The following is a 16,487-nucleotide window of genomic DNA, read 5'->3' as shown; positions in this document are numbered from 1 at the left end:
GGGCACAATGCCGACGGCCGGGCGGGCCCTGAGCAGGGCCGGAAGCCGTTCTTGTCCACAGGAATTGCCCCGGCCGGCATCTTATCCACAGGCTGTGTGCTGCATCTGTGGACACGGGAATAGATCATTCCTGATCGGTGGATGGCCGAGGTGAATCAGGGTTCAAACCACCCTCACACACTCATTCGGGTGGGAATGGCTCGCCCCAAAGAGTTGATCGGTGATACGGGGGTGACACCGTTCACCTCCCGCTCCCCAGCGCGAAACCCGGGCCCCCCGACCGATTTGTCGACCTTGTCGTGCCGCTCTGTCGACTTGTCCCCAGGCCCCATCCCATCCTGTGGATAACTCTGTGGACAGTGGGCGGAGCAGTGGACGACGCCCTACGCCCGGCCGTCGAGGCAACGAGTCAGCCAGTCGGAGGCGTCCGTGAAGTCACCGTCGGAGGTTCCGGCCCGCGGCGCCCTGACATCACTCTGAGCGACGCCCGCCCGCGGATAGGACCCGAGGAAGCGGACCTGGGGACAGGTCCGCTTGAGGCCCATGAGCGCCTCGCTGACCCGCCGGTCCGAGATGTGGCCCTCGGCGTCGACGGCGAAGCAATAGTTGCCGATGCCCTGTCCCGTTGGACGGGACTGGATCAGCATCAGGTTGACCCCGCGGACCGCGAACTCCTGGAGGAGCTCCAGCAGCGCACCCGGGCGGTCGTCGCCGAGCCACAGCACGACGGAGGTCTTGTCGGCGCCGGTCGGTGCGGCGGGCCGCGCGGGGCGTCCCACGAGCACGAACCGGGTCTCGGCGTTCTCCGCGTCGTGGATCTCGGTGACCAGCGGGACGAGCCCGTACGTGGCCGCCGCGAATTCGCCCGCGAAGGCGGCGTCGAAGCGGCCCTCCTGGACCAGCCGGGCGCCGTCGGCGTTCGAGGCGGCAGACTCCCACACCGCGTCGGGCAGGTTCGCCCGCAGCCAGTTGCGCACCTGGGGCTGGGCGACCGGGTGACCCGTGACGGTCTTGACGTCCGACAGCGACGTCCCGGGCCGCACGAGCAGCGCGAAGGCGATGGGCAGCAGCACCTCGCGGTAGATCATCAGCGGTTCGCCCGAGGCCAGCTCGTCGAGGGTGGCGGTGACGCCGCCCTCGACCGAGTTCTCGATCGGAACGAGTGCGGCGGCCGCCTCGCCGTTGCGCACGGCGTCCAGGGCGGCCGGAACCGACACCATCGGGATGAGCTCCCGGGTCGCGGCTTCCGGCAGGGTGCGCAGGGCGGCCTCGGTGAAAGTGCCCTCGGGACCGAGATACGTGAAGCGGGTGGCTGACATGCGATCAGCGTAATGCCGGGGTCCCGCCCACCGGGGTCCTGTTCATCCTTCGAGCAGCCGCTGCCCCACGTATTCGCCGCTGCGGGGGCCGGGCGGAACCGCGTACAGGCCACTGGACTCGTGCCGGATGAACTCCGAGAGCGCGTCCCCGCGGTCGAGCTTGCGCTGTACGGGTACGAACCCGCGCAGCGGATCGGCCTGCCAGCAGACGAAGAGGAGTCCGGCGTCCGGGGCGCCGTCGGAGCCGATCCCGTCGTGGAAGGAGAAGGGACGGCGCAGCATGGCCGCCCCGCCGTTCTGCTCGGGGGCGGAGATCCGGGCGTGCGCGTTGGAGGGGATGACCGGCTTGCCGTCGGCGCCGAGCTTGTCGAGCGCCAGCTCGGTGGTCTCCGTACCGCCGGTCAGTGGCGCACCGGTGGCCTTGGTGCGGCCTATGACCTGCTCCTGCTGGGCGAGCGACTGCTTGTCCCAGTGGTCGAGCAGCATGCGGATGCGCCGTACGACGGCGTACGAGCCCCCGGCCATCCAGGCGTGCTCGGCCGGTCCGGGGCCCGCTGCGGGGACGAAGATCCGCTTGTCGAAGTCGGGCTGCGAGGGCTTCGGATTGCCGGTGCCGTCGATCTGGCCCATGAGGTTGCGGGCGGTCATCGGGGTGCCGGTGGCTCCGGGGGACCGGTTGAAGCCGTTCATCTGCCAGCGGACCCGGGCGGCGTCCCCGGCGTCCTTCTGCAGGGCGCGCAGGGCGTGGAAGGCGACGAGTCCGTCGTTCGAGCCGATCTGGACCCACAGGTCGCCGTTGCTGCGCTGGGCGTCGAGCCGGTCGGAGGAGAAGGCCGGCAGCGGGTCGAGGGCGGCGGGGCGGCGGGCGGTGAGGCCGGTGCGCTCGAAGAAGGAGTGGCCGAAGCCGAAGGTGACGGTCAGGGAGGACGGGCCGGCATCCAGGGCGATACCGCTGTCGGAGGTCGCGGAAGGCTCGCCCGCCATGAGCCGCCGTGCGGTGTCCGACCAGCGTCGCAGCAGTGCGGAGGCCTCGGTACGGCCCGCCCCGGGGGTGAGATCGAAGGCGACGAGGTGCCCCTTGGCCTGCAGGGGCGTGGTGATGCCGGCCTGGTGGTCCCCGTGGAAGGCCACTTGGGTGGCACCGAGGGAGGACAGGCTTCCGGCTGCACCCGGGGCGGAGCCGCTCCCGGAGTCGGCGAGCGCGGAGTGCGCGAGGGCGCCGCCGGCGGCGCCGAGCGCGAGTCCGGCGGCGCCCACGGCGCCGACGGTGCCCAGCAGCCTGCGCCGGGAGATCTCGATGTCGGGGTTGCTGTCGGTCACGCTGGTCAGCCGATCTTCACAGTCTTCTGCACGGTGGTCTGGTCGATGTCGGAGGTACGGACGGTCACGTCGATGCGCCATTCGCCGGCGAGCGGCAGCTGGACACCGGACGCGGTCCAGTGCCCGGGGGCGGCCTGGTCGGGAACGAGCGGCAGGGGGCCGATGTCCTTGGCCGGCAGCGTGAAGGCGACCTTGATCTCGGGGAGGTCGAAGGGCTTGCCGTCGCCGGAGTCGGCCCAGAGGTGAAGGGTGTTCGCACCGACCCGGCCCGGGTCGAGCTCGAGCCGGACGGACCCCTTGCCGTTCTGGCCGCCGGTGTCGAACGGCAGGGTGATCTTGACGGCGCGGTCGGGGACGGCAGTGGCGCTGGAACCGCCGCGGCCGGCTTCCTGCTCCACGGTGCGCCCGGGCTCGGTACTGGTGAGGACCGTGGTGACGGCGAGCAGGACCACGGCGATGCCCGCTTCGACGAGGACGGAGCGGCGCAGCCCGGCGCGGTGGGGGTCGGCGTCACGGACCTGCTTCTGGCGCGCGGTCTCACGGGCGGCGCGCTGCCGGGCGAGCTGCGCGGCGCGCTCCGGGTTCACCGGGGCGGTAACAGGCTCTGTTTCACGTGAAACATCGGAGCCGTCGACATCGTCCGAGACCCCGGAGCCTGTTTCACGTGAAACATCGCCCGGCGTGGCCGTCTCTGCGGCCGATGCGGCGGGGGCCAGGGCCGCCTCGGGGGCGTCGGCGAGCCGTGCGGTCCACTTCCGGGACAGGTAGGCGACGCCGAGGAGGACGGCGACGAGGCCGACCTTCACGAGCAGCAGCCGCCCGTAGTCGGTGCCGGTGAGGGCGGACCAGCTGCCGAGCTGGCGCCAGGACTGGTACACGCCGGTGCCGGCGAGCACCAGGACGCTGACGAAGGCGACCGTGGAGAAGCGCCGGACAGCCTCGCGTTCGATGTCCGGGACCTTGTGGAGCGCGACGAGCAGCGCGGTGAGACCGCCCAGCCAGGTGGCGACGGCCAGCAGGTGAAGGATGTCGGCCGGCATGGCGATCCCGGGCTGGACACCCGCGGAGGCGTGCTCCGAGAGGGCCCACGTGGCTGCGATACCGCCGGCGACCACGGCGCCGCCGATGGCCAGTCCGAAGGTGAGGTCGCTGGTGTCCTTGGCCTCCTCGGACGTCTCCGCCCCTGTCTCCTCCGCGGGGCCGGCGCCCTGCAGGCGGCGCGCGTAGACGCCGAAGAGGACCGCGACGAAGAGGGCGGCGGCGCCCAGCAGGAGCAGCCGGGAGACGAGCGAGGCGCCTGTCTTGGTCTCCAGGACGGCCCTGAGCCCGTCCAGGTCGAAGGCGTCGGCGAACTTCCCGGAGCCCGTGTACGGCGTCCGGAGCACCAGCATCACGAGGGTGGCGACGGTCAGCATGACCCAGGCGCGCACGACGAGCTTCTGGAGCGGCCGTTCGGCGGCGCCCCGGCGCCAGCACAGCAGGATGAAGGCGGCGCCGCCCACGAGGACGGTGAAGCCGGCGTAGGCGGCGTAGCGGGCGATCCCGTACGCGATGCCCACGGGTCCGCCGCCCGCCTGCGCGGTGGGCAGCGTGACATCGGTGGCCGAGGGTGCGCCGATGGAGAAGGTGAAGGCCCCGGAGATCGGATGGCTGTCGGCCGAGACGGCCTGCCAGGCGACGGTGTAGGTGCCGTCGGGCAGGCCGGTGTGCAGGGCGGTGCCGTAGCGCACGGTGTTCCCGCTGCACATGTCGCGCAGCTCGCCCGTGTCCACCCGCCTGCCCTGGGGGTCGAGGACGCGGATGGAGTCGTCGCCCATCGCGACCTGCTCCGAGAAGGAGAGCGTGACCTGGGCGGGGGCCGTGGCGACCACCGCCCCGTCCTTGGGGTCGCTCGCGGTGAGTGCGGCGTGCGCCGTGGCCGGTGAGGCCGCGGTGAACAGGGTTGCCAGCAGGGCTGCGAGGACCAGCGCGAGCCGTGGCAGGAATGCCGTGGCAGGGGCGCGGGCCGCGGAGGGGGCGGGGGCGGTGGCCGTCATGGCTTGTCAGTTCCTCGGTCCGTCAGTGGGCTTCGCCAGCCGTGGATTTCGGAGTCTGCGCGTTGTACGTCCGTTCCTTCACGTCCAGCTCGACCTTGACGGTCCCGGCCTTCTCGAAGCGGAGCTCGACGGTGACCTTGTCCCCGACCTTCGGAGTGCTCTTGAGCCCCATGAACATGATGTGGTTCCCGCCGCGCTCCAGCCGGAGTTCCCCGTTCGCCGGCACGTCCATCGACTGGACCTGCTGCATCTTCTGGTCCTTGGTCTCGTGGACCTGGAGATCGTCGGAGAGCGGGGAGGTGGCACCGGTGAGCTTGTCGGCGGTCCCGGTGCTGTTCTTGATGACCATGAAGGCGCCGGCCATCTTGTCGTTCACGGGCTGGGGCATGAACGCACCGCTGACCGCCATCCTCGGCTCGCTGTCGCCGGAGCAGCCGGACAGGGCGAGGGCGGCCGTCAGGGAGAGGGCGGCGGCGAGGCTGCGGGTGGCGCGGGCGTTCACGGGTTCTCTCCCTTGATGAGCTTCGGCAGGTCCTTGGTGTAGTCGTCGACGGTGGTGCCCTCGCCGTAGAGGACGTAGCCCTCGTCGGTCTTGGGAGAGAACGCGATGACCTGGGCGCCGTGCATGGAGACGACCTTGTTGTCGGCCCCCTTCGTGGCTGCCTCTATACCGATGCCGAGCGTGCGGGCGGCGGCCTGGATGGCGGCGAAGTCCCCGGTGAGTCCGATGAAGGACGGGTCCTGGCCCTTGAGCCATGAGCCGAGGGCCTCGGGAGTGTCCCGTTCGGGGTCGGTGGTGACGAAGACGACCTGCAGGTTGTCCTGGTCGGCCTGGGGGAGTGCCTTCTTGGCGACGGCGATGTTGCTCATCGTCAGCGGGCACACGTCGGGGCAGTTGGTGTAGCCGAAGTAGATCAGCGTCGGCTTGCCCTTGGTCTGCTCACGCAGGTTCCACGACGTGCCGGAGGTGTCCGTGAGGACGAGCTCCGGCTTGTTGAAGGGGCGGTCCAGGACGGTCGCGGCCTTGGCGTTGCTCTGGCCGCCGGAGATCTGGGTGACCGAGCCGGGCTTGGCGGGCTCACCGCCGCAAGCGGTGAGGGTGAGGGCGGCCGCTGCGAGGAGAGCGGCGGCCGTCACACGTGTGGTGCGCATGGAGAGGAGTCCCTGGGATCGGGGATGGTTCGGATGCGGAGCGGTGGCGCCGACGGGCGCCGCAGGTCAGGCGGAGCGGCGGCGCGAGGCGACGCCGAAGGCGACCCCGCCGAGTCCGATGACGATGCCTGCGATGCCGAGGATGCGGGCGGTGGTGTCCGAGCCGTGCTCGGTGGCGGCCTCGTCGTGGCCGTGGCCGGCGTCCTTTTCGGCGTTCTTCGCCTCGCCGGTCTTGGCGTCGCCGTGGTGGTCGCCCTTCGCGGCGGTCAGCTTCAGGACGGGCGCGGGGTTCTGCGGTTCCGCGGCGCCTTCCTTGGCCTCCTCGATCCAGCGGACGACCTCGCCGTTGTCGTAGGTCTGGATGGACTTGAAGACCATCTGGTCGGCGTTCTCGGGCAGCTTGCCGACGGAGACCGGGAACTGCTGGAACTTCCCGGCCTCGATCTTTCCGCCGGTCCAGGTCACCTTGGTGACGACCTCGTTGACCTGCTTGCCGTGCACCGTCAGCGGCTTGTCGAGCTTGGTCTTCTCGACGGTGGACGTCCAGCCGGGGATGTCCTGCGGCATGACGGACGTGAGCGGCTGGTCGGCCGGGAAGTTGACCTCGAGCTGGGTGGTCGAAGCGTTGTCGCGCTCGTTGGGGACCTTGAAGTTGAGCGTCGCGTAGCCACCCTTGGCGGCCTCTCCGACGGGCTGCACGCCGACGTGCGCGGAGGCGGTACCGGACAGGACGAGGACGGTGCCGGCGGCGAGGGCGGCGGCGAAGGAGACGCGAGAGGTCTTCATGGCAGAAACACTCCACGGAAGCAGTGGTGACGGTGGATCCGCGCACAGGAGCGCGCGGAGTCGCGGCACCGGTGCTCCCACCGTGTGTCCCGGTGAGGAGGGTGCCGCGTCAGGCCGCGAGGGCGAGGGCCGTGGGCGGCCCGCGCCTGATCACCGTGTGCTGGAGTGCTTCCCGGCCGGTGCAGGCGGCCGGGTCGGCCCCGGTGCGCAGGGCCTGCGGGAGCCGGGCGGGCGCGCCCGGAAGACCGGCGCCGAGGGCGCGTACGAAGGCCAGTGCGGCGCGCAGCGGGCGCACCGGGGCGGCTTCGGCGGAGAGCCGGGACAGTTCCACGAGCCGGAAGAGTGCGGCGTCGCCGCGCCCGAGCAGCCAGCCGGCGGCGAGCGCCGCCAGCAGGTGGCCCAGCAGCATGGCCGGGCTGAACAGGCCGGTCGCGGGCGCCGCGGTGGCGGCCTGGGCCACGTGCGCGTGGGCGCTGTGCCCCTGCGCGGCGACCTGCCCGGCCTGTCCGGCCTGCTGGGCCAGGGCGGCCGGGTCCAGGCCCGCCGACTCCAGGATCTGCCGGGCGTCGGCCTGGCTGAGCGGTACGGAGTTGCCCCCGCAGACCAGCCGGGCGGCGAGCGCCGCGAGCGAAGCGTCGGAGGTGCCGGCCGGTACCGGCGCGGCCACGGTGCTGTGCTGGCCGAGGCCGAAGAGCGCGTGCAGGGCCAGTTGACCGGTGGCGAGCCCGGCGGCGATGCCGGGCAGCGTGCGCCGGCGCCCCGCGAGCGTGGCCGCGACGGCGAAGACGGCGAGGAAGCCGGTGCACAGCGACCACCAGGGCACGGCGGCGCAGGACGCCAGGGCGTGCCCGGCCGCGGACAGCACGACACAGACCGCGGTGAACACCGCGGCCCGGATGAGCCGGAGGCCGGCTCCGGCGTGCGTCGCGTGGGGGTCAGACATGGCCGGGCCATCATCGCACTGCGCCCGGGGCGTCCATACGGCAGGTCCGGAAGGTCCGTATGAGTCCTCTCTGTGCACACCGTCCCGTGAGTCCTCTCTGTGCACACCGTCCCGTCCTGGCCCGGCGGCTGTGATGCCTCCGGGAGGCATACACCGCTTCCCGGGAGAGCCGCATCGGCCGAATGAGGGCAATGCGTGCCCGGACGGCCGCAGAGCGCTTACGGCCCGCCGCGGGCGGCAATAGGTAACCGTATGAGCATCTGGTGGTCTCTCCACTTGAGGCGCGAAGCCGCGAGCGTGCCGCTCGCCAGGCGACTGCTGCTGGGGACCATGGAGACCGCCGGGGTGGACCCGGACATCTCCTTCGACCTCTCGGTGGCCCTGAGTGAGGCGTGTGCGAACGCCGTGGAGCACGGCGGAGGCGGTGACCTTCCGGACGAGACCGCGGCGTACCACGTCACGGCCTATCTGGACGGGGACTGCTGCCGCATCGAGGTGACCGATTCCGGTCCCGGGTTCCCGCCCGCGACGGAGGGCCGCCGCAGAGCGGCCCTGGCCGAACACGGCCGGGGCCTCGATCTGATCGCCGAACTCGCGGACCACGTCCGCTTCCGCAACCGGCCCGGCCGCGGCGCGGTGGTGAGCTTCGACAAGATGCTCAAGTGGCGCGACGACGCGCTCCTGAAGGTGTCCTAGACACGGTGATGGGCGGGACCCCGCAAGGGATCCCGCCCACCGAAGCGAACCGGCGCGGGCGTCAGCCCTTGAGGCGCGCCATCCAGGCCTCGACCTCGGTCGAGGTGCGGGGCAGCCCGGCCGACAGGTTCCGGTTGCCGTCCTCCGTGACGAGGATGTCGTCCTCGATCCGGACGCCGACGCCGCGGTACTCCTCGGGCACGGTCAGGTCGTCGGCCTGGAAGTAGAGACCCGGCTCGACGGTGAGGCACATGCCCGGCTCCAGGGTGCCGTCGACGTACGCCTCGGTGCGCGCGGCGGCGCAGTCGTGGACGTCCATGCCGAGCATGTGACCGGTGCCGTGCAGGGTCCAGCGGCGCTGCAGGCCGAGCTCCAGGACGCGCTCGACCGGGCCCTCCAGCAGACCCCACTCGACGAGCTTCTCGGCCAGAACGTGCTGCGAGGCGTCGTGGAAGTCGCGGAACTTCGCACCCGGCTTCACCGCGGCGATGCCGGCTTCCTGGGACGCGTAGACCGCGTCGTAGATCTTGCGCTGGATGTCGGTGTACGTGCCGTTGATCGGCAGCGTGCGCGTGACGTCGGCGGTGTAGAGGGAGTGCGTCTCCACACCGGCATCGAGCAGCAGCAGGTCGCCGGAGCGGACGTCGCCGTCGTTGCGGACCCAGTGCAGGGTGCAGGCGTGCGGGCCGGCGGCGCAGATGGAGCCGTAGCCGACGTCGTTGCCCTCGACGCGGGCGCGCAGGAAGAAGGTGCCCTCGATGTAGCGCTCGGAGGTGGCCTCGGCCTTGTCCAGGACCTTCACGACGTCCTCGAAGCCGCGGACGGTGGAGTCGACGGCTTTCTGCAGCTCGCCGATCTCGAAGGCGTCCTTCACGGCGCGGGCCTCGGAGAGGTAGACGCGCAGCTCCTCGTCGCGCTCCTTGGTCACCTTGTCGGTGAGGGCGGACTCGATCACGGGGTCGTGGCCGCGGACGCACCGGACCGGGCCCTCGGCCTCGGTGAGGGCCTCGGCGAGCTCGCGCACGTCACTGGCGGGAATGCCCAGGAGCTGCTCGGCCTCGGTGAGGGAGTGGCGGCGGCCGACCCACAGCTCGCCCTGGCCGGACAGCCAGAACTCGCCGTTCTCCCGGTCGGAGCGCGGCAGCAGGTAGATGGTGGCGGTGTGCCCGGCCGGCCCGGTGGGCTCCAGGACCAGGACGCCGTTCTCGGTCTGGTCGCCGGTCAGGTACGCGTACTCGGTCGAGGCACGGAAGGGGTACTCGGTGTCGTTCGAGCGGGTCTTCAGACGGCCGGCGGGGACGACGAGGCGCTCGCCCGGGAAGCGCGCGGACAGCGCGGCGCGCCGGTCGGCGGTGTGCCCGGCCTGGGCGATGGGCTCCAGGCCGTGCAGCTCGGTGTCGGCCCAGCCGGTGCGCATGCTCTCGGCGAGTTCGTCGCTGACGCCCGGGTACAGACCGTTCTTGCGCTGCTTGTGCGTCTTCTTGGGCTGCTCTTCTTCCGGGGTCTCCGGGGTGAGCTCGTCAGCCACGTCTTCTCCTCAGCTACGACGGTACGGACCTGGGTGTGGACCGCATCCATCGTATGCGTGTGCGGAGAGAGCCGGTCCGAATCGTGCCGTCCGTCACGATACGGACCACGGACCGCGGCCCGGCCGAACGCGAAGCGGCCTACCCGGGGCGGCTCACTCGAAACGGGCGGCGAGCAGCACGATGTCCTCGGGGGCGTCGGCCGGCTCCCCCTCGGGCAGCACGGTCCGCAGGATGTGCTCGCACAGGGCCGCCGGGTCCTCCCGGACGCTGCGGGGCGCGCCCGCGGCCGCCGCGTGCAGCCGTGCGTAGGCCCGGTCCATCGGCTCTCCGGTGTGGTGCAGCAGCCCGTCGGTGTAGAGCAGCACCGTTTCTCCGGGTGCGGGTTCGATCTCCACGCTCGGCGCCTCCCAGCAGGAGAGCATGCCCAGCGGTGCGGAGAGCGAGGTCTCCACGTACTCGGTGCGGTGCTGGCCGATGAGGAGCGGCGGGGTGTGTCCGGCGCCGGCCAGGATGATCTTGTGGACCTGGCCGTCGGAGTGCGGGCCCCCGGCCGGCTCGCAGTAGGCGAAGAGCGCCGTGGCCGAACGCGCCGGCTCCGTGAGGCGCAGCAGCAGTTCCAGGTCGGACAGGACCGCCACCGGGTCCTCGCCCTCCATGACGGCATAGGCGCGCAGCGATGCGCGCAGCCTCCCCATGGCGGCGACGGCGCTCGGCCCCGATCCGGTGACGGAGCCGACGGCCAGGCCCAGGGCGCCCTCGGGCAGCGGCAGGGCGTCGTACCAGTCGCCCCCGCCGCGCGGACCCGTGTGGTGGCGGGCGGCGAGCTGCACCCCGGGGATCCGGGGGAGGCGGCTGGGCAGCAGTTCCTCGGCGACGGTCGCCAGGTGCGAGCGGGAGCGCTCCACCTCCAGCATCCGGGCCAGGTGCTCGGCGGCGTGCCGGACGTACAGCCCGGCGAGGTCGCGCTGGCGGTCGTTCGGCTCGGCCTGCTCGTCGTAGAGCCAGACGGCTGCCCCGAGCCTGCCGGTGGCTTCGGCGGTCAGCGGGAGCGCGTAGCTGGCGGCGTAGCCGAGACGGGCTGCGACCTCGCGGTGACGGGGGTCGACGGGGGCGGCGAAACCCCCGGTGCCGGGGGGCTCGCCCGGTTCGGGGAGGACCTCGGAGCCGCCGTGGGCATCGGGCAGTCCGTCGAGGATCCGGCCGTACGAGGTCGCGCTGCGCGGCACGGTCTCGATGTGGCCGAGCTCGGCGTGGCCGAGACCGAGGCCGATCGTGCTCGTGGGGCCGAGCCCGTCGGAGGGCTCCAGGACGACCAGGCCGCGGCGGGCGCCGACGAGCGAGGCTCCGGCGCGCAGGAACTCGTGGAGGGAGGCGTCGAGGTCACAGGTGCGGGCCAGCCGCTCGGTGAGCTCGTGCAGGGTGGTGAGGTCCGAGACCATGCCCGCCAGCCGGTCCTGGATGACGCTGCCCGGGCCGGGTGGTGGGACCGGTGCGGGGGCCGTTCGGGCGGACGCGGGCGCCGCAGTGTGCGGTGACGCGGTAACTGCTGAATCGATTCCAGCCACTTTCGGCAGATGCGGGGCGCTCATGGCGTCCGCCTTTCCACCTGGTGCGATTCGCCATATAGCATCGCAAACCCCCAGATCGTGCTGCGCCGCCATCAAGGAATCCACATCTACACGCACACGTGGATGCATGTCCAGCATTGCCCAGGTGGGAATCCTGGTGTCCGTGGGACGGCAACTCACTGTCGAGCCAAGGCTAGAACTTGGCCGGAAAAAGCTGGAAGCAGTCGGTTTTTGAGGTCGACTGGGCGGGCGCCGCAGGGGGGTCGGGTACGTATTCGGTGGCGCCCGGGGTCAGTTGGTGCCGCCGGGAGCCGCTTGGAACCACCCGGCACGGGCCGTCGTCCTTAGCGGCGGCAGCCGGTCTCGGCCGTCGTCGCGGTCGCGCTCCGCCCCCGCCGGACGTTTGATGGACCCGTAAGTACCTGCACGAACCGGAACCTGCTTCTGGCGCACAGTGACGCGAAACCTGTACGTGTGGTGAGACACCGGTTACATGGTGTGATGTGGCCCTCGGCGTTCAACGGAAAGGAACGAGCGCTCATGCGCGAGATCCTCGGAAGGCGTCTCCAGCGGCTCCGCGATCGCTTTCAATCCCTGCGCCCCGACCCGCGGCAGAGCGGCACCGCGTGCGCTCTCCTCGACTCGGCGCTCGTCTGCGCCACCACATGGCAGTGGCCCGTGCTGCCCGGTGTCGGCCGGTCCGCCACCGACGGCTCGCGGTGCGCCTGCCCCGATCCCGACTGCGTCGTCCCCGGCGCCCACCCCTTCGACCCGGGGCTGCTCGCCGCCACCACCGACCCCCGAATGGTGGCCTGGTGGTGGACCAACCGGCCCACCGCCCCCGTTCTGATGGCCACCGGCGGGGCCGCGCCGTGCGCGGTGAGCCTGCCGGCGGGCGCGGCCGCACGAGCCCTCGTACGACTGGACGCGCAGGGCATGCGGCTCGGGCCGGTCGTGGCCACGCCCACCCGGTGGTCGCTGCTGGTGGCGCCCTATTCGCTGGAGCGGCTCGGCGAACTCCTCTACGCGAAGGACCACGTGCCCTCCTCGCTGCGCTTCCACGGCGAGGGCGGCTACCTCTTGCTGCCGCCGTCCGCCGCCTCCAGCGGGGGCCAGGTGCGCTGGGAACGGGAGCCGCAGCCGCACCCCCGCCCCCGGCGGGGGAAGCAACAACCGCGTCAGGTGCAGCCGCAGTCGACGACGGAGCCGGAACCGCGGGGTGCGGTGAACCTCTGGCTGCCCGAGGTCGAGGCGGTCGTGGACGCGCTGGTCGAGGCGAGCAGCGGCGCACCCGGCGGCGGCAGCAGGCTCGCGTACTGACGCAGGGCGTCGGCGGATCACTCGTACGGGTGCCAGCGGGACCAGTTTCGAGGGGAATTGGGCGCGGGGATCTCCGCGCCCCATTCCCGCGTCGCTATCTTCGGCGAATGAATCTCCGCCTGATCGGTATCGGCGCCGGTGTGCTGATCATCTTGTCGCTCCCGCTCGCCGGAGCGATCGCCGGGCCGGATTTTGCCGGTCAGGACGACGGAAAAGGCGGTGGCCTGTTCTCGGCGCTCGGGCTTTCGGACTCTCCTCGCACGTCTCCCGGGGCCCCGGCGCGGTCGGCGGCGGCGGTGGAGCCCGGGAAGCCCGGTCCGGCCGAGCAGCCCCGGACCGATTCCCGCTGCGGTCCCGAACTGTCCTCGCCGCACGGCGTGGAGGCGCAGACCTGCGTGCTGGTGGGCGAGGGCCTTACGTGGGGCCGGAGTTACTACAGGAACACAAGTGGTCGCGCGCTGGATGCCGACCTGACGATGATGGGTCCGGCCGGGCGCACGGTGCAGATCCGGTGCGCGGTCGGCGCGGGCGACGAGCCGGGCCTGTGCGAGACGCCGAAGGAAGGGTCGGCCGGGGATCCGGACAGTTACTCGGCCGTAGCGGAGTTTGCAGTTCCGGATGATGAAGGGAAGCTGCTTCTGCGGTCCGGGAGCAACCCATCGGGACCGGGTGACGGTTGAGTTCCGCCGTAAATGGAAGGGCCCGGTCGCTGGCGACGGGGGATGCACCAGCGACCGGGCTACAAGAACGGTAACAAGAGATCGCCTGTTCGCAAATTCGATCTCTGATATTCAGACACCGATTTGCAGACGATTAGCGGGAGTTGTGACTCCGGTCACCGGCTCCACGCGTGCGCGCGGTCAGCTGAGGGTCACCTGGCGGTTGGTGAGTCCGCCGCGCGCCCGGCGCTCCTCCGTGGTCAGCGGGGCGTCCGTGGCCAGGGCCCCGGCCAGCCGCTCCGCGAACTCCGCCGCGGGCTTCTCGACGTCGTCGGCCGTGACCCCGGTGGGCAGGTCCCAGACGGGGACCATGAGGCCGTGCGCACGGAAGGAACCGACGAGCTTCGTGCCCTCGCCGAGGGAGGTCGTGCCGGCCGCGTGCAGCCGCGCGAGGGCGTCGAGCAGCTTCTCCTCGGGGTGCGGCATGACCCAGCGCAGGTGGTTCTTCTCCGGGGTCTCGCACCAGTAGGCGGCGTCCACGCCGGTCAGCTTGACGGTGGGAATGGCGGCCGCGTTGGCGCGCTCCAGCGAGGCGGCGATCTCCGGGGAGGCGTTCTGCGCGCTCTCGGATTCCGGAATCCAGAATTCGAAGCCGCTGTGCACAACCGGCTCGAAACCGCCGTCCGCGTCCAGGAGATCCTGAAGTCGGGGACCCTCGGCGGGGACCCGGCGGGCGGCGACCGGGGTACCGGGCTCCGCCACGAGTGCGCGCTCCAGCGTGTCGGCCATGTCGCGGCCGAGGTCCCCGCTGGACGAGTCGTTCTGCAGGCCGAGGAGGACGGACCCGTCCTCGCGGCGCAGCGCCGGCCAGGCCATGGGCAGTACGGTCACCAGCGTGACGGAGGGAACGCCCTCGGGCAGGCCGCCCTTGAGGGTCAGCGGGACGGTGGCGGCGGGCACGAGCTCGCGCAGCGCGACCCAGTCGCACTCGCCCGGCAGGCCCTCGAACGGGCGCTGCACGTGCTCGGTGACGGCGTGCGCGGCGGCTGCGCCGTGGCAGGCCTTGTAGCGGCGCCCGGATCCGCAGGGGCAGGGCTCGCGCGCGCCCACAACGGGGATCTCACCATTGTTGAGCTGCGGCTTTGCAGTCTTGGCTGCGGGGCGCTTCTTGGCCATCGTGCGTGTCTCCCGGTTGCGGCGGTACGGCGTCGTGTCTGGGCGCGAGCCTAGCCGTTCGTACCGCCGGAACCGGTGGGGTGCGGCCGGGAGCACGGTCGGCGTGCGCTCCCGGACGGCCGCCTGTGCGGATGACCGGTACTGCTGTTCTGTTGGTCGTACGGTTCGCTGTGCTTCACGTGTGCGGCAGGGCTGTGCTGTCACGGATCCCGAAGTCAGGGATCCAGGTCGTCGAACGCCGTGCTGAAGTCGATCGCCGGGGGCGCAACGCGCGTAGCGAAATCCTCGTGCCGGGGCCCACAGGCAACGACCACCCACACGGTGACCTCACCCGCCGCTCCGTCCCGGACACCCCAGTCCTGGGCAAGGGCGCTGATGATGTTCAGCCCCCGGCCGCCGCGCGCGGTGACCGAGGGCGTGGCAGGAACAGGGCGGGTGGGACCGCCCCCGTCCGTGACCTCGACCGTCAGCCGCCCCGCTCTGTCGACGCGCCATGCGGCGCGTATCTCCCCGTCCCCGACTTCCCGCGTGCCCAGGGGCCTGCCGTGTCGGCAGGCGTTGCTGAGCAGTTCGGAAAGGATCAGTACGGCATCGTCCACGACCGATTCGGGCACACCGCTGATACGCAGTTGTTCGCGCATCCGGTGTCTAGCCTCGCCCACGCCCGCAGGACCATGGCGTACGTCCATGCACGACGACGTGGGCACTTCTTGTGCCACCACCAACGCCACCCCCGGAACCTCCTTAGCCCCACGCATGGTCTGGATGCCCCCATGGCCTGGACCGGAAACCGCCGAAGCAGCCCCCTCTGACGCATTCATGCCGGGCGAATGCGGAACGGATGCGCCGGAGCACACCCTGTTACTGGAGGGATGGGGGTGACGGGTGCGCAAATCGGGACGTCAGCGCCCCAGTTGGGACAGAACTTGACGGGGTCTGTTCGTGATGATCGCTTCCACACCTAGATCAGCGCAGAGCTGAACGTCTTCGGGCTCGTTCACTGTCCATACGTGCACGGAGTGGCCCGCGCCCTGGAGCCTGCGGATGTAGCCGGGGTGGTTGCGCACGATCCGCATCCCGGGACCGGCGATCGTCACCCCGGCCGGCAGCCGCCCGTCCCGCATCCGGGGCGAGATGAACTGCATCAGGTACACGGTCGGGATCGTCGGGGCTGCCGCGCGCACCCGGTGCAGGGAGCGTGCGGAGAAGCTCATGACCCGGACCGGGTGCGGCCCCGCGGCGGGCGGGGTGTCCAGGCCGAAGCGCTTGAGGAGGAAGAGGAGGCGTTCCTCCACCTGTCCGGCCCAGCGGGTCGGGTGCTTCGTCTCGATCGCGAGCTGTACCGGCCGTCCGGCGTCGGAGACGAGCTCCAGCAGGCGCTCCAGGGTGAGGACGGAGGTCCGTTCGGGGTCGGCGTCCCAGTCGGGGGACTCCTCGCGGTCCTTCCAGGAGCCGAAGTCGAGAGCGGCGAGATCGGCCAGCTCCAGGGCCGAGACGGCGCCGCGGCCGTTCGAGGTGCGGTTCACCCGGCGGTCGTGGACCAGCACCAGGTGGCCGTCGGCGGTGAGCCGTACATCGCATTCGAGGCCGTCGGCGCCGTCCTCGATCGCCTTGCGGTAGGCGGCCAGGGTGTGCTCGGGGGCGTCCTCCGAGGCGCCGCGGTGGGCGACGACCTGGATGGTGCGCGGCATTGCGTGGGTCACCGGGTCATGGTGCCACCGAGAGGGCCCCCGCCGTCGAGGTCCATCCTGTGGATCCATTCGAAATGTCGGATATAAAGAATGGGGAGAGATGCACAGGTCCGGCTTACAGTGCTCTGACGGGTCATGGGAAAGGCTTTGCCCAGGAACTTGTGCGGCACGTCGAACGTTCAGTCGGACCGATCGCCAGAGATTTTTCGAAGCCGTGTGTGACGAGGAGAGAGCGCTGTGAGCACCGAGAACGAGGGCACCGCGGCCCCCACACCCCCCCCCCCCCCCCCCC

Annotated in this window: 15 protein-coding genes; 3 read left to right on the top strand and 12 right to left on the bottom strand. The window is 71.3% G+C overall.

What is annotated here, in order from left to right; all coding sequences use genetic code 11:
- Positions 1-383 precede the first annotated feature (383 nt).
- From pheA to PV721_RS18795, 7 genes are all read right to left on the bottom strand, one after another.
- On the bottom strand, positions 384-1,319 hold the full coding sequence (gene pheA / locus PV721_RS18825; RefSeq protein WP_319725726.1) for a prephenate dehydratase: 936 nt from the start codon (positions 1,317-1,319) through the stop codon (positions 384-386).
- 42 nt (positions 1,320-1,361) lie between these two features.
- Positions 1,362-2,648 (bottom strand): iron uptake transporter deferrochelatase/peroxidase subunit, encoded by a 1,287-nt coding sequence (gene efeB / locus PV721_RS18820; protein ID WP_416371131.1) that lies wholly within the window; start codon positions 2,646-2,648, stop codon positions 1,362-1,364.
- Complete coding sequence (locus PV721_RS18815; protein WP_319725722.1) at positions 2,645-4,675, bottom strand: copper resistance CopC/CopD family protein; 2,031 nt, start codon at positions 4,673-4,675, stop codon at positions 2,645-2,647. The genes efeB and PV721_RS18815 overlap by 4 nt, the downstream gene beginning before the upstream one ends.
- 22 nt (positions 4,676-4,697) lie before the next feature.
- Positions 4,698-5,177, bottom strand: a complete 480-nt coding sequence (locus tag PV721_RS18810; RefSeq protein ID WP_319725720.1) for a copper chaperone PCu(A)C — start codon at positions 5,175-5,177, stop codon at positions 4,698-4,700.
- Positions 5,174-5,827 carry an SCO family protein gene (locus tag PV721_RS18805; protein ID WP_319725718.1) on the bottom strand — a complete coding sequence of 218 codons (654 nt, stop codon included), beginning with the start codon at positions 5,825-5,827 and terminating at the stop codon, positions 5,174-5,176. Before PV721_RS18805 ends, PV721_RS18810 begins: the two co-directional genes overlap by 4 nt.
- A gap of 66 nt (positions 5,828-5,893) precedes the next feature.
- Positions 5,894-6,613 (bottom strand): YcnI family protein, encoded by a 720-nt coding sequence (locus PV721_RS18800; RefSeq protein WP_319725717.1) that lies wholly within the window; start codon positions 6,611-6,613, stop codon positions 5,894-5,896.
- A 109-nt stretch (positions 6,614-6,722) separates the two neighbouring features.
- On the bottom strand, positions 6,723-7,556 hold the full coding sequence (locus PV721_RS18795) for a hypothetical protein (RefSeq protein ID WP_319725715.1): 834 nt from the start codon (positions 7,554-7,556) through the stop codon (positions 6,723-6,725).
- Positions 7,557-7,808: 252 nt separating this feature from the next.
- Between PV721_RS18795 and PV721_RS18790 the strand changes: the two genes are divergently transcribed.
- The gene (locus tag PV721_RS18790; protein WP_319725713.1) at positions 7,809-8,252 is read left to right on the top strand and encodes an ATP-binding protein; all 444 of its coding nucleotides are present in this window, start codon (positions 7,809-7,811) and stop codon (positions 8,250-8,252) included.
- 61 nt (positions 8,253-8,313) lie between these two features.
- On the opposite strand, the gene PV721_RS18785 is transcribed toward PV721_RS18790, so the two are convergent.
- A complete protein-coding gene (locus tag PV721_RS18785) occupies positions 8,314-9,780 on the bottom strand; it encodes an aminopeptidase P family protein (protein WP_319725711.1) in 1,467 nt (488 codons plus the stop codon).
- A 153-nt stretch (positions 9,781-9,933) separates the two neighbouring features.
- Entirely contained in the window at positions 9,934-11,487 is a 1,554-nt protein-coding gene (locus tag PV721_RS18780) for a PP2C family protein-serine/threonine phosphatase (RefSeq protein WP_319725708.1), read from the bottom strand.
- A gap of 402 nt (positions 11,488-11,889) precedes the next feature.
- Between PV721_RS18780 and PV721_RS18775 the strand changes: the two genes are divergently transcribed.
- On the top strand, positions 11,890-12,669 hold the full coding sequence (locus PV721_RS18775; protein ID WP_319725705.1) for a bifunctional DNA primase/polymerase: 780 nt from the start codon (positions 11,890-11,892) through the stop codon (positions 12,667-12,669).
- A gap of 107 nt (positions 12,670-12,776) precedes the next feature.
- Positions 12,777-13,349 (top strand): hypothetical protein, encoded by a 573-nt coding sequence (locus PV721_RS18770; protein WP_319725703.1) that lies wholly within the window; start codon positions 12,777-12,779, stop codon positions 13,347-13,349.
- A gap of 180 nt (positions 13,350-13,529) precedes the next feature.
- Here PV721_RS18770 and PV721_RS18765 read toward each other — a convergent pair whose 3' ends face one another.
- The 3 genes from PV721_RS18765 to PV721_RS18755 all read right to left on the bottom strand — a co-directional run bounded on the left by PV721_RS18765 (position 13,530) and on the right by PV721_RS18755 (position 16,195).
- Positions 13,530-14,504, bottom strand: coding sequence for a DUF5926 family protein (locus tag PV721_RS18765; RefSeq protein WP_319725701.1), 975 nt, complete (start codon positions 14,502-14,504; stop codon positions 13,530-13,532).
- 215 nt (positions 14,505-14,719) lie between these two features.
- Positions 14,720-15,235, bottom strand: a complete 516-nt coding sequence (locus PV721_RS18760) for an ATP-binding protein (protein WP_376611851.1) — start codon at positions 15,233-15,235, stop codon at positions 14,720-14,722.
- A 171-nt stretch (positions 15,236-15,406) separates the two neighbouring features.
- Positions 15,407-16,195 (bottom strand): glycerophosphodiester phosphodiesterase, encoded by a 789-nt coding sequence (locus PV721_RS18755; RefSeq protein WP_319725762.1) that lies wholly within the window; start codon positions 16,193-16,195, stop codon positions 15,407-15,409.
- Positions 16,196-16,487 lie beyond the last annotated feature (292 nt).

Origin of the sequence: Streptomyces sp. MB09-01 (genome assembly GCF_033794505.1) — a bacterium.
Classification (GTDB): Bacteria; Actinomycetota; Actinomycetes; order Streptomycetales; family Streptomycetaceae; genus Streptomyces.
Note: the sequence above shows the minus strand (reverse complement) of the source record. Positions and strands in the feature narration are given on the sequence as shown.